This is a genomic window from Myroides odoratimimus (assembly GCF_004337635.1).
In the GTDB taxonomy this organism is placed as follows: Bacteria; Bacteroidota; Bacteroidia; order Flavobacteriales; family Flavobacteriaceae; genus Flavobacterium; species Flavobacterium odoratimimum.
On the sequence record NZ_CP037427.1, the window covers coordinates 3,804,180 to 3,818,912 of the forward strand.

At 34.1% G+C, this 14,733-nt stretch carries 13 protein-coding genes; 7 read left to right on the forward strand and 6 right to left on the reverse strand.

Annotated elements, in window-relative coordinates:
* Positions 1–223 precede the first annotated feature (223 nt).
* From murQ to E0Z07_RS17365, 4 genes are read left to right on the forward strand one after another with little or no spacing between them, the layout of a single operon-like run.
* The gene (gene murQ, locus E0Z07_RS17350) at positions 224–1,042 is read left to right on the forward strand and encodes an N-acetylmuramic acid 6-phosphate etherase (RefSeq protein WP_131541048.1); all 819 of its coding nucleotides are present in this window, start codon (positions 224–226) and stop codon (positions 1,040–1,042) included.
* Positions 1,042–1,272 (forward strand): DUF6095 family protein, encoded by a 231-nt coding sequence (locus E0Z07_RS17355; RefSeq protein WP_006258491.1) that lies wholly within the window; start codon positions 1,042–1,044, stop codon positions 1,270–1,272. The genes murQ and E0Z07_RS17355 overlap by 1 nt, the downstream gene beginning before the upstream one ends.
* 4 nt (positions 1,273–1,276) lie before the next feature.
* Positions 1,277–1,660, forward strand: coding sequence for a hypothetical protein (locus E0Z07_RS17360; RefSeq protein ID WP_041893113.1), 384 nt, complete (start codon positions 1,277–1,279; stop codon positions 1,658–1,660).
* 21 nt (positions 1,661–1,681) lie between these two features.
* On the forward strand, positions 1,682–2,479 hold the full coding sequence (locus E0Z07_RS17365; protein WP_041893114.1) for a TerC family protein: 798 nt from the start codon (positions 1,682–1,684) through the stop codon (positions 2,477–2,479).
* Positions 2,480–2,543: 64 nt separating this feature from the next.
* On the opposite strand, the gene E0Z07_RS17370 is transcribed toward E0Z07_RS17365, so the two are convergent.
* Entirely contained in the window at positions 2,544–3,224 is a 681-nt protein-coding gene (locus E0Z07_RS17370; RefSeq protein WP_006261716.1) for a TrmH family RNA methyltransferase, read from the reverse strand.
* A gap of 41 nt (positions 3,225–3,265) precedes the next feature.
* On the opposite strand from E0Z07_RS17370, the gene E0Z07_RS17375 reads away from it, so the two are divergent.
* Positions 3,266–3,961 (forward strand): SIR2 family NAD-dependent protein deacylase, encoded by a 696-nt coding sequence (locus E0Z07_RS17375; protein ID WP_131541049.1) that lies wholly within the window; start codon positions 3,266–3,268, stop codon positions 3,959–3,961.
* 60 nt (positions 3,962–4,021) lie between these two features.
* The gene (locus E0Z07_RS17380; RefSeq protein WP_131541050.1) at positions 4,022–4,444 is read left to right on the forward strand and encodes a hypothetical protein; all 423 of its coding nucleotides are present in this window, start codon (positions 4,022–4,024) and stop codon (positions 4,442–4,444) included.
* A 66-nt stretch (positions 4,445–4,510) separates the two neighbouring features.
* Here the strand turns inward: E0Z07_RS17380 and ccsA are convergent, their stop codons facing one another.
* A complete protein-coding gene (gene ccsA / locus E0Z07_RS17385) occupies positions 4,511–7,684 on the reverse strand; it encodes a cytochrome c biogenesis protein CcsA (protein WP_131541051.1) in 3,174 nt (1,057 codons plus the stop codon).
* A 209-nt stretch (positions 7,685–7,893) separates the two neighbouring features.
* Here ccsA and E0Z07_RS17390 point away from each other — a divergent pair, with 209 nt between their 5' ends.
* On the forward strand, positions 7,894–9,093 hold the full coding sequence (locus tag E0Z07_RS17390; protein WP_006261728.1) for a pyridoxal phosphate-dependent aminotransferase: 1,200 nt from the start codon (positions 7,894–7,896) through the stop codon (positions 9,091–9,093).
* An 816-nt stretch (positions 9,094–9,909) separates the two neighbouring features.
* Here E0Z07_RS17390 and E0Z07_RS17400 read toward each other — a convergent pair.
* The 4 genes from E0Z07_RS17400 to E0Z07_RS17415 are packed head-to-tail and all read right to left on the reverse strand — an operon-like array spanning position 9,910 to position 14,715.
* Positions 9,910–11,868: an OmpA family protein gene (locus tag E0Z07_RS17400; RefSeq protein ID WP_131541052.1), complete on the reverse strand. Its 1,959-nt coding sequence runs from the start codon at positions 11,866–11,868 to the stop codon at positions 9,910–9,912.
* Positions 11,869–11,883: 15 nt separating this feature from the next.
* Positions 11,884–12,816, reverse strand: coding sequence for a PorP/SprF family type IX secretion system membrane protein (locus E0Z07_RS17405; protein WP_131541053.1), 933 nt, complete (start codon positions 12,814–12,816; stop codon positions 11,884–11,886).
* 10 nt (positions 12,817–12,826) lie between these two features.
* Positions 12,827–14,074 carry a gliding motility-associated C-terminal domain-containing protein gene (locus tag E0Z07_RS17410; protein ID WP_131541054.1) on the reverse strand — a complete coding sequence of 416 codons (1,248 nt, stop codon included), beginning with the start codon at positions 14,072–14,074 and terminating at the stop codon, positions 12,827–12,829.
* Between the two features lie 23 nt (positions 14,075–14,097).
* Complete coding sequence (locus E0Z07_RS17415; RefSeq protein WP_131541055.1) at positions 14,098–14,715, reverse strand: hypothetical protein; 618 nt, start codon at positions 14,713–14,715, stop codon at positions 14,098–14,100.
* Positions 14,716–14,733: the final 18 nt, after the last annotated feature.

Genomic DNA, 14,733 nt, shown 5'->3' on the forward strand with positions numbered 1-14,733 from the left:
TTTACCATTTTAGAACTAATGACATTAAATAACTCCTTATTCTTTAGTAAAGAAATACTTAACTAGCTTAATAAAAGAATAAATATAATTTTAAAGAAAATTTCTCTACTTAATAATCTGCTTTTTTGGCATAAAATTATATCGTTCCTCTGCTACATAAATAAGGGTTAGTAAACTATTTTGCTTACTTTTGTGTTCATACTTTTTAAAAAACTATTCAAAAGTGAGTTTTATAAAAATTACAGAACAATCTTCTAATTATGATAACCTAGACAAGATGTCTATCCAAGAATTATTGTCTAATATGAATAAAGAAGATATATCTGTACCCTTAGCTGTAGAAAAAGCAATTCCTCAAATAGAAATGACAGTAACACAAGTTGTTTCTAAATTAAACAATGGAGGAAGACTATTCTATATTGGAGCAGGTACTTCAGGACGATTAGGAATCTTAGATGCTTCAGAATGCCCTCCTACTTATGGAGTATCACCTGATTTAGTTATTGGAATCATCGCCGGGGGAGATCACGCCATTAGACATGCTGTAGAAAATGCAGAAGACAATCCTTTACAAGGTTGGCTAGATTTACAACAGTACAATGTCAATTCAAAAGATATTGTCGTTGGTATCGCTGCATCTGGTACTACTCCCTATGTTATTAAAGCATTAGAACAATGCCAAAAAAATAAAATCTCAACAAGTTGTATAACTTGTAATCCTCAAAGTCCTCTTGCTGAAGTAGCTGATTATCCTATAGAAGTAATTGTAGGACCAGAATTTGTAACAGGTAGCTCTCGTATGAAAGCTGGTACTGCTCAGAAACTCGTTCTTAATATGATCTCAACTAGTAGTATGATACAAATTGGCCGAGTAAAAGGCAATAAAATGGTCGATATGAAAATGACTAATGCTAAACTACAAGAAAGAGGAATACAAATGATTATAAATGAATTAAATATAGACTACACTATCGCTAAAGGGCTTTTAGACCAATATCAGAATGTCCGCCTAGCAATAGAAAGTTTTAAATCAACTAAATAATGGAAGAACCACAAACTGATCGAAAACTGTTGAGCAAAGGTGTAAAATACCTAATGATTACTTTACCCCTTATGTTTTTAGGCCCTATCGTTATCCATAGTTCTTTAAAAAATCAAGCTCATCCTTTTTTCTATCCTATACTTATTTTAGGATGTTTAATATGCTTAACTTCTATGCTATTATTTTTTAAAGGATTACAAACTATTATAAAATCACTTTTTGGAAATTAAAAACATGAAAACTAAACTACTTTACTTTTTACCTTTTTTATTTTTATTAGCCTCTTGTTATAATCAAGAAAGAAATTGTGCTAAATTTAAAACAGGTAAATTCGAATTTACTGCTGAAATTAATGGAGAAAAGAAAGTTTCTACTTTCATTAGAACTGAAGAATTAGAAATAGAAACATTCGAAGGTAAAACAGATAGTGCTGCTATACGTTGGGTAAACGATTGCGAGTTTATCTTAGAGAAACTTAATCCTAAGACTATGGCTGATAAAAAGCCTGTTAGCATTAAGATAATTACTACGGACGGAGATCTATGTACTTTTGAATATGGGTATGTAGGAGATGCAAGAAGAGAAAGAGGAACTATAAAAAAAATAGCTGATTTATAATCTAATCCACAACTAAATACTATGGAAGTATTTTTAACTGCAGATGCTATAGTAGCATTTATTACATTGACATTCTTAGAAATTGTATTAGGAATAGACAATGTTATCTTCATCTCAATCGTCACAGGTAAACTACCTGAAGAACAACGCAAAAAAGCAACAAAAATAGGGCTGTTTTTAGCCATGTTTATGCGTATTGGATTATTATTTGGTGTTACATGGCTTATCGCTATGAAAAAACCTTTATTTAGTATCAATTGGAGCTGGTTTAGCGCAGACTTCAATGGACAAGCATTAATCTTATTAGGTGGAGGAATCTTCTTGATCTATAAGTCGACCAAAGAGATACATGAAAAGGTAGCTCATGTCCATGACCATCATCCTATAGATGAAGCCCCTAATGCAAAAAAAATAGCTACTAAATCATTTGGTAACATTATCATGCAGATCTTAATGATTGATATTATATTCTCTGTTGATAGTATTCTAACAGCTGTAGGTATGACCAATGGCTTACAAGGAGCTCTATATATTATGATTGCTGCAGTTATTGTTTCTGTTGGAGTGATGATGTTATTTGCTATACCTGTAGGTAACTTTGTGAATAAGAACCCTTCTATTCAGATTCTTGCACTTTCATTCTTAATATTGATTGGATTCATGCTTACTACAGAGAGTATGCACATCTCACATGCTGTATTGGCTGGGCAAGAAATAGGAGCTGTACCAAAAGGTTATTTATATTTTGCTATTGCATTCTCCTTAGCTGTAGAGTTCATCAATATGAAACTACGTAAGAAGAGCAATCCTAGTACTTAAATAAAACCAACACCTATATAAAAACAAAAAACTCCTTTAATTGAAGGAGTTTTTTGTTTTTACATTATTGCTTAGATTCTAAGTAACGTTCAGTTACAAAATCAATATCTTTAATAGACTTTCTAGCCCAATCAATTCTTTTTGCAAGTATTTCTTCTTCTTTTAATCTCCAATCCACATCTGAGTTTCTAACTCTTGTAGTTAGATTTTGAATAATAATCGCAGCTGACACTGATATATTCAAACTTTCTGTAAACCCGACCATCGGTATTTTAATATAAGCATCTGCCTGTTCTATAATTTCAGGAGACAGCCCATTTTTTTCTGTACCAAAAAATATAGCTGAAGGCTTACTAATATCAAAGTCTTCTAAATGATTCGCTTCTACATGAGGTGTAGTTGCCACAATCTGATAGCCCTTCTTCCTGATATCTTCAATGGCTGTAGGTATAGAAGCATAACGATGAATGTCTACCCACTTCTCAGCACCTAAGGCTATTTCTTTATCTATACGCTTTCCAAATTTTTGTTCTATAACATGCAAATCTTGTACACCAAAAACCTCACAACTACGCATTACAGCACTCGTATTATGTAATTGGTATACATCTTCAGCTACAACAGTAAAATGATTTGTACGATCTTTTAAAACTTCTTTAAAACGCTCTACTCTATTTTCAGTCAAGAAAGTCTCTAAGTATTCTAAATAATCAACGTCCTGAAATAGCTTATTTGAAATATTCATTATATATTTATTTTTAAGACAATTGCAAAGGTAAGAATATTATGGAAAAAAAATTAGTCGTCCTTTCAGGCGCAGGAATGAGTGCTGAAAGTGGTATTAAAACATTCCGAGATGCTGATGGATTATGGGAAGGACATGATATTATGCAGGTAGCTTCACCTCAAGGGTGGCAACAAAACAAAGAATTAGTCTTGCAATTTTATAATGATCGAAGACGCCAACTACTAAGCTGCCAACCGAATAAAGCTCATTATATCTTAGCCCAATTAGAACAATACTACAATGTAAGTATCATCACTCAGAATGTGGATGATCTTCACGAGCGTGCAGGATCTAATAAAATTATTCATTTACATGGAGAACTATTAAAAGTGCGTAGCGAACAAGACGAAAAACTAATATACCCTTGGACAACAGATCTGTTAACGGATGACTCTAATGAACTCGGTCATTCTCTAAGACCACATATAGTTTGGTTTGGAGAAATGGTACCCGAACTAGAGAAAGCTATTCCATTGGTAGAAGAAGCAGATATCATCATCATCATAGGAACCTCTATGCAAGTATATCCTGCAGCCTCTTTGATATCTTATGCTAAGCCAATTGCTCATACCTATTACATTGATACTAATCCAGCATTAATTCAACATACACCTTGTGAACTAACAGTTGTTAAAAATACTGCTTCGGAAGGACTAAATTCGATACTAAAGGAACTAATAAAAAAGTCACAATAATTTGTTAGAAGATAAAAAGATAGTACTTTAGTTATTCTAAACAATTAACTAATCAATTTTATGAAAAAACTTTTTTTATTCCTTATTACCTCAATCTCTTTGAGCGTTGTAAGCTGTTCTAGTGATGACAATAGTAATAAACCTTCAATACCTGCAGAATATCCTAAAGAACTAAACAATGTAGATTTCTCAAATAAACAACCTGGTGATACAGCTATTTTAAAAGGAAAAGGTTTTGATGAAAGTAAAGCTGGAGAATACACAATCAATTTTACTAAAAAATTACCAAGTAAAAAAACAAATGCTGAAAAAGGAACTCGTGCATTACAACCTGGAGAATCTGATACACCTACTCCTGCATATATTTTCAAAATAACACCAACAGAAGTACACTTTGAAATTCCTAAAGATGCAGGTAATGGAAGAGTTGATTTCATTTATAAAGACTATCAAACACCAATAGGTACTTACCAAGTTAAATAATATCAACCAAAAAGGGGGCTGTCTTATGAAGACAGCCCCCTTTTTGATTATATTCTACTTAGAATACTATTTCTTCAAGTACTTTTTATATTTAATATAAGAGAATACACTTAATACTATCACAAATCCTAATGACCACCATACAACAGTAGGTGTGATCACTTTATCTCCTGATGCATAAGAGTGTAATCCACTTAAGTAGAAGTTCACACCGAAGTAAGTCATCATAATAGAGTAATACGCTACTACACTGAATACATTATATAACCATGTACCTCGCATAGCTGGCACTAGTCTAGCATGGATCACAAAAGCATAGATCATAATACTAATTAATGCCCATGTCTCTTTTGGATCCCATCCCCAGTAACGTCCCCAGCTCTCATTAGCCCATTGACCTCCTAAGAAGTTACCAATAGTTAATAGAACTAGACCTACCGTTAATGTCATCTCATTAATATAAGTTAACTCTTTAATATTAAGATCCATTTTCTTCTTATTCTTATCATTGGTAAGAATCATTAAGAATAAAGTCACGACTCCTAATATCATACCTAGTGTGAATGGACCATAACTACCTACAATAACTGCTACGTGAATAATCAGCCAATATGAATTCAATACTGGTTGTAAGTTACCAATCGCTGGATCCATAAAGTTTAGATGTGCTCCCCATAACACTATAGCTGCCACAAATGCTGTTGAAGCAATCGTTAACTCAGACTTACGTCCAAAAATCAACCCAAATAATGTAGTCGCCCATGCCACGTAAATAACTGACTCATACGCATCACTCCATGGAGCGTGCCCTGACACGTACCATCTAACTGCTAACCCTAAAGTATGAATAACAAATAATAAAACCGTAGCCCAGCTACCGATCTTTATCATCATCTTATTAATACGTCTTGGCTTTAATACCTCTGATATAATGAAGATAAATAAGAACACAGCAACTAACATATAGTAACTATATAGTGTCTTAAATATATCATACTTATTATATTGGATTTCAAAATGAATCTTTTTCTCAGAAGGAATTACAGTTTTACCATAAGCATTCTGATACGTTTTAATACTCTGTAAAAACTCATCTGCCTTTGCATAATCACCTGATTGTTTAGCCTCAAATAACGCTGGAACATACATTCTAGGTAATATGCTCTTCGTGAATGTAGAGTCCATTCCTTTAAGACCAGCCTCGTTTAATTCTAATGGAGATACCCATTTATCATTATCGTGACCAGGTATAGGGAATATCGTAAGGCTACGTGTAGTAAATGCAGCATTCAATAATGCCATCTTAGAATCTAAGTCTAAATAGTCTTTCTCAAACTGATTTTTAACTGCGGAGTGATTAGCATCTTCTACTACTTTTGCCAATCTATAATTACCATCTTCATCAAAGAAATCAATAAACGCAGCATACTTTGCGTCTTTAGGTAACTTTAATGCCTCTAATATCTTATCATTCCCTCTAGGTAATTTTATCAGTTCTGCATAATACCAGTAGTTAGGTGCTCCTTGTAATTGTTGAGCTACCGTAAACTGAGTCATCGATAGGAATACCTGATCAGGATTTAATCCTTTATAGTTTTCTCCTTTATATACCTTACGCAATAATTCTGAAGCAAAAGTATTCACTGGTTTCATACGACCACCAAAGTCTTGAATTACCAATTCTCCGAATCTTGCTGCATGTTCTTTATCTACAGCAGTACTCTTAATCAGTGAGTCTATCACTACCTGGTTAGGACGTGTAGGGGTCTCATGATTATGTTGAGCGAATGCTCCTACTGATAAGAACAAGAACAACATCGTAAGTATAGAAGCTTTCTTCTCTCTAACTTTATCTAATTTTCGTTTCAAATCTCCAAATCTTGTATTCTTATCAAATAAGATTACTATTAATCCTACATATAGTAAGAAGTACCCTATATAAGTAATCCAAGTTCCCCAGAAATCATGGTTCACAGATAAGATAGTTCCTTTCTCATCTCTATCGAACTCTGCCTGGAAGAATCGGTAACCTTTATAATCTAAAATATTGTTCATATAGATACGTGCATCGAAGTTCTCTGCACCGTCTAATACAGTCACCTGACTTTCAAATGAAGCATAGCTACTCTCTGTACCAGGATATTTCTCAGCGATGAATTTATTTAACTTGATTTGGAATGGTGTAGTATATACTTTACTACCATACATCATCGTAAACTCTAAGTCACCTAATTTAAATGACTGAGGTTCTCCCATTCTTCCCGCTTTACCCATTAACGTTACTTCTTCCTCTTTACCTTGAGAACGAACAGTAAGGACTAAAGCATCAGTATTTCTCTTATTCTTAAAGTCACCATCAGACTCTAGAACCATCTTTCCTTTAATAGGCATTTCTGGAATAACGAACTGTGTTCCTGCCATATTATATAATGATCTAAAGTTCAGAGGAGCTTTTGTACCAGCTATTACATCACCTGTCGCCTGTGTTGCCATCACCATATACGTTCCTCCAAAAGGCGTGTCTATAAAGAACTCATCACCTTCTTTTGTGATATTGATTGCTCCATCAGTAGGTTTATTCAATGAGAACAATACATTATGGATACTCACTACTTTTCCTTCTTCTAAGAAATGTTCATGACGATCACCATCACCAGACTCTACTAATTTTAAGAACATTTTTCCATTAGGATCTTCTGCTATTGCCTCAGTAGCTCCCATGATAAAATCTTTATACTCTATCTCGTAACCGATACCATTAAAGTCTTCTTTTACTTTAAAGTGGTTATTCGTTACAGGAGAGAATAGTATTGGTCTCTCATACGTACGTCTACGTTGTTCCCCTTCATACTCACCATCTGTCATAACAGTAAGGAAAGTTTTATCAGAAAAAATACTATCTGCCGTCTCCCCTTCTCTAATAGGCATCATTCCCTCGAAACTAATATAACGAGTAATGAAAGCTCCTAATAAAATCAAAATAAAAGCCGCATGTAGCATTAATGTCGCCCACTTCTCCTTGCTCAGTAGTCTGTATTTCTTAATATTTCCTATAAAATTAATCAAGAAAACAAACATAATAAACTCGAACCATTTAGTATTATATATTAAAATACGGGCAGTAGTTGTGTTATAACGATCTTCGATGAAGGTTCCTAGAGCTAATGCTACAGCATAAACTATAAAAAGAACCGCCATTAACCGTGTCGAAGAAAAAAAAGATATTATTTTTTTATCCATGAGTTGTTAATATGTTGTTTTAATAGTGCAACAAAAATAACCAAAAAGGCCAGTAATTCAGTATATTTAACTTAATATTTAGTAATCAATTTGTTGCAAATTTTTGCATAAAATAAGTTACATTTGCGATAGTAATATTCTAGAGGATTATTGATTTCTAATCCAATATTGATTTAGAGAGTTACTATGTTTATTTAAATTTCAAAACTATGCCAAAGATTTCAAACAAAGGGCTTCAAATGCCTGAATCACCTATCAGAAAATTAGTCCCTTTTGCAGAGGTAGCAAAACAAAAAGGACACCATGTATACCACTTAAATATAGGACAACCTGATATTAAAACACCTGAAGGAGCTCTTAAAGCTGTAAAAGAAGCTAACTTCGAAGTATTAGAATATAGCCACTCTGCAGGAATCGAAAGTTATAGAATAAAGTTAGCTAAACACTATCAAGACCAAAATCTTAATGTAGATGTAGCAGATATTATCGTTACTACTGGTGGATCTGAAGCATTATTATTCGCTTTAGGAAGTACAATGGACCAAGGTGACGAAATCATCATCCCTGAGCCATTCTATGCTAACTATAATGGATTCTCTACTTCTAATGGAGTAAACATTGTACCTGTGATGTCTTCTATCAATGATGGATTTGCATTACCTGCTATATCAGAATTCGAAAAACTAATCACTCCTAAAACTAAAGCAATCTTAATCTGTAACCCTGGTAACCCTACTGGTTACTTATATTCAGAACAAGAGATGAAACAGTTAACAGACCTAGTAGTTAAACATGATCTATTCTTAATCGCTGATGAAGTATATAGAGAGTTCGCTTATGATGGATATAAACATATCTCTGTGATGAGTATCCCAGAATTAGCAAATCACGCGATCATGATTGACTCTGTATCTAAGCGTTACAGCATGTGTGGTGCTCGTATAGGATGTATCGTTTCTAAAAACAAAGATCTTATGGCTGCAGCAATGAAATTTGCTCAAGCGCGTCTATCTCCTCCTACTTTTGAACAAATCGCTGCTGAGGCTGCTCTAGATACTCCTAAATCTTACTTCGATGAAGTAATCACGGAATATAAAGAGAGAAGAGATGTATTCATCACTGCGCTTCAACAGATAGAAGGAGTACAAGTAACTATGCCACATGGTTCTTTCTACTGTGTAGCTAAGTTCCCTATTAAAAATGCTGATAACTTCGCTAAATGGTTATTAGAAGAGTATGACCTAAATGGAGAGACTGTAATGATTGCTCCTGCTGCAGGATTCTACTCTACACCAGGTGTAGGATTAAACGAAGCTCGTATGGCTTATGTTCTTAAAAAAGAAGACTTAATCCGCTCAGCTGAGATCTTAAAACAAGCTCTTAAAGTATACCAAACAATAGAAAAATAATCAATCTATTATCTATATAAAAACCACCTCTAAACGGGTGGTTTTTTGTTGAATAAATTAAACCATGATTCCATATTAACCATATTAAATAATCACTTCTATATCTTATCTCTCTCTTTTACCTAAAAACATTCCTATTTTATTCTGTTGTGAATAATTCTTATCTCTTTTTTCATTTTTATTGAGTTAATGACGTACTTACCTAGTGTAAAAGACTCTTTATACCCTCTTTTATTGATATATCCTGCGTACCATCCATTTACACTTCTTTTTGAAGAAAAAGTATAGTGTTTTTTTTCTTTAAAAAAGACCAAAAACAAACATAAACAATTAATTACAAACATATTAAACCCAGATTAAGCATTAGCCAAATACTGCAAAGCAATTCTACTTCATATCTCTTTCATTTCTTCTAAATCCATACTACAGTATGCTGTTTTCTTAAATTCAGAGCTATTTTGTATAATTACTTTTCGTTTATATGTCTATCGCTTAATCTGGGTTAAATAAAAAAACTCAAAAACAGAAAATACACGAATACCTCTCTATCCTAGCATATACAGACCTTTGTCTTAATTTCTTCAACAATACGCTAAGATTGCTCTAGTTCAAGCCTATTTTCTTGAAGAAGTCTTGAAGAGATCTTGTAGCGGTATTGAAAGGAGAGTACTGAAGAATGGAATTACAAAACAACCTCACTCTAATAGGGCTATAGAATCACTCCTTTCTGTACGTTCTATGACACTTTACTAAAAAAGTAAAAAGCCAGTCTGTCATCACAAACTGGCTTTTTTAAAATTACTAACCGAAACAGTGTTATTCTATATTCAGAATAATAAACTCACTTCTTCTATTTTCTTGATGCTCTTTAATAGTACATGGTACTTTATTAGCACATTTATTAACTAACTGTGATTCTCCATACCCTTTACCCGTGATACGATCTTCTTCTATTCCTTGTTTTACCATCCAAGCTATCGTTGATTTAGCTCTTCGGTCAGACAACTTCATATTATAGGCATCATTACCTCTACTATCTGTATGCGAACGCACATCTATCTTCAGTTTTGGATACATATTAAGCACTTCTACTACCTTCGCTAACTCTACTGCTGCATCAGGACGAATAGTCGCTTTATCAAAGTCAAAATAGATAGGATCTAACTTCAATTTCTTAAATAAATCATCATCTTTCTCTATTTTTTCAACTATAGGATCTAGTCCTATATCTACCTTCTTAGATACATTAAACTCTCGTCCTAATACCGTAGATACCTCTGCTGTCAAGAACTTATCTGCACTAGCCTTTAATCTAAACTTATAATTACAGTCTAAAGCTTCTGTAAGATAATACCCCTTCGCATCTGTAGTGATTGTAGCTAGTTCTTTATACGCATTATCATATAATACTACTGTGGCATTCGCTATCGGTTCTTTTGTACTCGTATTGAACACTTTCCCTTCTATCTGCTGCTTACAGTCTACTACTTGGAAGAAATATATATCATCACTTCCTACTCCTCCCTCACGATTAGAACTGACAAATCCTTTTCTATTTTTATCATTGATATAGAATGCAAAGTCATCTGAAGGACTGTTAATAGGAGCTCCTACGCTCACTACCTTACCGAAGGTATTATCCACATTTAGCTTAGCCATATATATGTCTAACCCTCCTAGCCCTGGACGTCCATCTGATGAGAAATATAGATAGTTATCCTTAGAGATAAAAGGAAATGTCTCACGCCCTTCTGTATTAATTCTAGCCCCTAAGTTCTCAGGTGTACCATAACTTCCATCTTCTTCTATAAAGACTCTATAGATATCAGACTCCCCTAGTGTACCACTTCTATCAGAAGCAAAGTATAACCATCTCTCATCTGGGGATAAAGCAGGATGAGCAGTATTAAAATTATCTGAGTTAAATGGTAACTCTACAGCTTCTGTCCATACTCCATCTTCGTTTAAAGTAGATTTATATAACTTTAGTAAAATGTAATAATCTTCATTGTGAACTTTCTTTTTCTTCTTAAAGTTATTACTCGTGAAGTACATCGTCTTACCATCTTTAGTAAAGATAGCTGATGCTACATTGACCTTTGCATTTCCAAACTTATCCAAAGGCTCAGGCTCGCTAAAACTACCATCTTTACTAATTACCGTACTGTATAGAGTAGTAAACGCTTCATTAGTCCACTTATGTACTCTACCTCCATGCTCTGTTTCTCTAGCAGAAGCGAAGACTAATTGGTCTCCTAAGATACTCGATCCATAGTCAGAATATACACTATTAATAGGCAGTACTTTCAGATCATAACGCTGTATCATGGCATTAATCTCCTTTAAGTAAGTATCTTTCTTTTCTTCGAATAATATACCTCTACTGTCACTTTTCTCTAACTCGGCAAAGCGACTTACATACTCATCTGCCTTTTTATAATCCTCTATAGAACGCAGCGTCTGCGCATATCTATAGTAGTACTCTGATGGTAGTTTATGTCCTTCTTGTTCTGCAAAAACAAATAACTCTTCGTACCACCTATGAGCAGTCTTTAGCTCACCTTTAAAGTAATAAGCATCTGCTAATTTAGTAAGTGTATTAACACTTTTGTACCCTTTATTTATAATTTTCTCATAGATTTCGATTGCATTGACATACTCATAGTAGTCAAAGCTCTTATCCGCTTTTTTCTCCTTACTAGTCTGAGCTACTGCCCCTACCGTTATTAAGAAAAAAGAGGCTATTGAGAAAAACTTAATAACCTTCTTTTTCATACTTTATAGTTTTCATTAAAAGAATCTTGGTGTATTCATACGAGTGCGATTATTAAACAAATCAAATCTTAGGAATATCTCATGAGATCCAGAGTTATAATTCGCTAACTTAGTCGTATCTGCATCATAAGAATATCCTACGAATAAGTTATCATTCACTTGGAATCCTGCTAATGCACTAACTGATGCATCCCAACGATATGCTGCTCCTACAGTAAACTTGTCTATAATTAAGAAGTTAGCTGTCAGATCCATCTGTAATGGTGCCCCAGAAACTGCCTTCGCTAAGAAAGCTGGTTTAAACTTCAAACTAGGGTTTAGTTCAAACACATATCCTCCCATTAAATAGAAGTGCGCTTTCTGACGCATGGTAGTCACCTCGTTATCATCGTAGCGATCTGTAGTTAAAAAGTTAGGTACAGACAATCCTAAATATGACTTCTCAGAATATAGATACAGACCTGCCCCTATATTAGGTGAGAATTGATTATCTATATTAGTCAATGCTACAGGATCTTTTCCACTATAGATATTAAGACGAGTATAATCTACATTCAGTAAGTTAGCCGTAGCTTTTAATCCAAATGCTAATTTATAGTCTTGATTAACATCGATAGCGTACGATAGGTCTACAGAGATATTATTCTCATCCATCGCTCCTATACGATCATTCATATAATTTACTCCTAATCCTAATCCTGAATCTCCTAGAGGTGTACTTACAGAAAGATTAGCTGTCTTAGGCGCTCCATCTAAACCAACCCACTGTGTACGGTAGTTACCGAAAATACTTAGGTTACCTCTAGTACCTGCATAAGCAGGGTTAATATTAGAGGTATTATACATATACTGTGTGTACTGTGGGTCTTGTTGTGCTTGCATTTGTTGTACTCCTAACAAGGTTAACATACACACACTTATATTTCTTATTGTTCTATTAATTGTCATTCGTAAAATCTTAGTTGTTGTCTAAATGTAGATACCCTGATTTTCTAATTGTATGTGCTTCGCTAGCATTTCTGTATTCATAGCTAATCACATAATAATAAGTTCCTGTAGGTAGTTTCTCTCCAGAGTTAACTGTAACACGTCCGTCAGAATACCCTCTGAATACGTTATTATTACTGTCATAATTAGAAGTCTCATAAACCTTCACTCCCCAACGGTTATAGATCTCAACTTTATTGTTAGGGAAACGATTAATATTATCAATTAAGAAGAAATCATTCTCGCCATCTCCATTAGGCGTTACTAAATTATAGATTACTACGTCTCCATCTAATATCAAATCTGTATTCACAGTACCTAATGTAAAGAATCCATATCCACGTACAGATGTAGGTGTAGTCACTGTCTTATTATCAACATCTACGATACCTCCCTCATCTACCCAAAGCTGATCCTTAACATCCCAACGAAGAATGCGTAAGTTCTTCTCTGGAGTCTTTAATAACTCTGCTGGAGTAGTGTCTGTATGCCAGCCTAATGTCAAGATAACATCGCTCTTGGCATTAGAGTTACGGTCTACTAGCCAATACTCTCTTTCGTTTACTAGCTCTACTATACCAGACTTATGTTTATGAGAAGTAAAGAAGTTCTTATCATCTAAGTTATACTTCCCTACGAAAATGTCTTTCTCTTCTTTAGGCGCTGTAATCGTAGCATTTCGATAGTACTTCTTATCTCCAATAGGGAACACAAACTCGTTGTTTCCTTCCTTGTCTACAGTTCCTTGGATATGGCTATTATCACTTGCATTGACTGCCGTTGCGTCTTTTAGAAATGTAAATGATCCGTCTTTCTCATCTACATTGACAATACCGTCTTGGAAGTCCACTCTACCCTGTACTACCACATCATTAATAACATTAAATGCAATATTATCTGCTGTGTTATTTAGCACTACATTGTTAAACTTACTGATACTGTTACCTGATACAGTCTGTTGTTTATCACTTTTAAAAATAGTAGTCCCTTGTGCTAGTTTTCCTTTATAATCAAAGAAAGCACCGTTGTTTATAATATCATTATAAACATATAGCGTACCGTTATTTTTAAAGTCTGCATCATCTATATTCTCTAAGGCATAATGTGTAGACATTATCCCTTCTGGGCTTACATATAGCCCTCCCTTGTTGACTGTCTGAGCCATAGTAGCTATAGAGCACAAGCCAGAAACTACTAAGAGTGTTCTTTTCTTAACCATAGTGAATCACTTTTACTAGTTAGTTATTTTACCACGAATACGATATTCATGATAGAGGTAGGAGTACCATTACCAATAATCTTGTAAGTCATTACTCCATTATCATCTATAACGATATCTGAAAACACAGCAGGATCAAAGTCTGTAACATAATAGTATAAATCACTAGCTGCTGGAAAATGAGGAATAACAGCAGGAGCATTAGTACTCTTTACTGCATTTCCGCTTGTCATTGTGAACTGCTTTTTATACTCTTCGTATAGTTCTTTTCTACCATCTCCAAGAACACTCGTATCAAAAGTGATCGTAGGCATATAGAAGAATTTCACAGCTTTATTATCTGTTGTTACCATCTGTTGCCATTTCGTACCATCGTTATAATAAAACCCAGGCACTACATCTGCTACAGTAGCTGTATTATACACAGTCATTCCGCTAACGTGATCACTTAAAGGATCTGCTTTCGTAGTCTCAGTTAACGCAATACGAGGTAATAAAAGACCTTTGTTCTCTGATTCTAACTCTAAGATAGCATTAGAGTTTATATCAGGATTAGATTTACCAACAACACCGATCTTAGTCTGAGCAAAACCAGCTGTTGCAAGAAATGATATGGCTATACTTAAATATATTTTTTTCATAATGTGAGTTTGATTTAA

What these genes read in the sequence shown, in the direction of transcription:
- E0Z07_RS17355 (WP_006258491.1), top strand. Translation starts at nt 1,042, where the DNA reads ATGGAAGAACCACAAACTGATCGAAAACTGTTGAGCAAAGGTGTAAAA.
- E0Z07_RS17360 (WP_041893113.1), top strand. Translation starts at nt 1,277, where the DNA reads ATGAAAACTAAACTACTTTACTTTTTACCTTTTTTATTTTTATTAGCC.
- E0Z07_RS17365 (WP_041893114.1), top strand. Translation starts at nt 1,682, where the DNA reads ATGGAAGTATTTTTAACTGCAGATGCTATAGTAGCATTTATTACATTG.
- E0Z07_RS17370 (WP_006261716.1), bottom strand. Translation starts at nt 3,224, where the DNA reads ATGAATATTTCAAATAAGCTATTTCAGGACGTTGATTATTTAGAATAC.
- E0Z07_RS17375 (WP_131541049.1), top strand. Translation starts at nt 3,266, where the DNA reads ATGGAAAAAAAATTAGTCGTCCTTTCAGGCGCAGGAATGAGTGCTGAA.
- E0Z07_RS17380 (WP_131541050.1), top strand. Translation starts at nt 4,022, where the DNA reads ATGAAAAAACTTTTTTTATTCCTTATTACCTCAATCTCTTTGAGCGTT.
- ccsA (WP_131541051.1), bottom strand. Translation starts at nt 7,684, where the DNA reads ATGGATAAAAAAATAATATCTTTTTTTTCTTCGACACGGTTAATGGCG.
- E0Z07_RS17390 (WP_006261728.1), top strand. Translation starts at nt 7,894, where the DNA reads ATGCCAAAGATTTCAAACAAAGGGCTTCAAATGCCTGAATCACCTATC.
- E0Z07_RS17400 (WP_131541052.1), bottom strand. Translation starts at nt 11,868, where the DNA reads ATGAAAAAGAAGGTTATTAAGTTTTTCTCAATAGCCTCTTTTTTCTTA.
- E0Z07_RS17405 (WP_131541053.1), bottom strand. Translation starts at nt 12,816, where the DNA reads ATGACAATTAATAGAACAATAAGAAATATAAGTGTGTGTATGTTAACC.
- E0Z07_RS17410 (WP_131541054.1), bottom strand. Translation starts at nt 14,074, where the DNA reads ATGGTTAAGAAAAGAACACTCTTAGTAGTTTCTGGCTTGTGCTCTATA.
- E0Z07_RS17415 (WP_131541055.1), bottom strand. Translation starts at nt 14,715, where the DNA reads ATGAAAAAAATATATTTAAGTATAGCCATATCATTTCTTGCAACAGCT.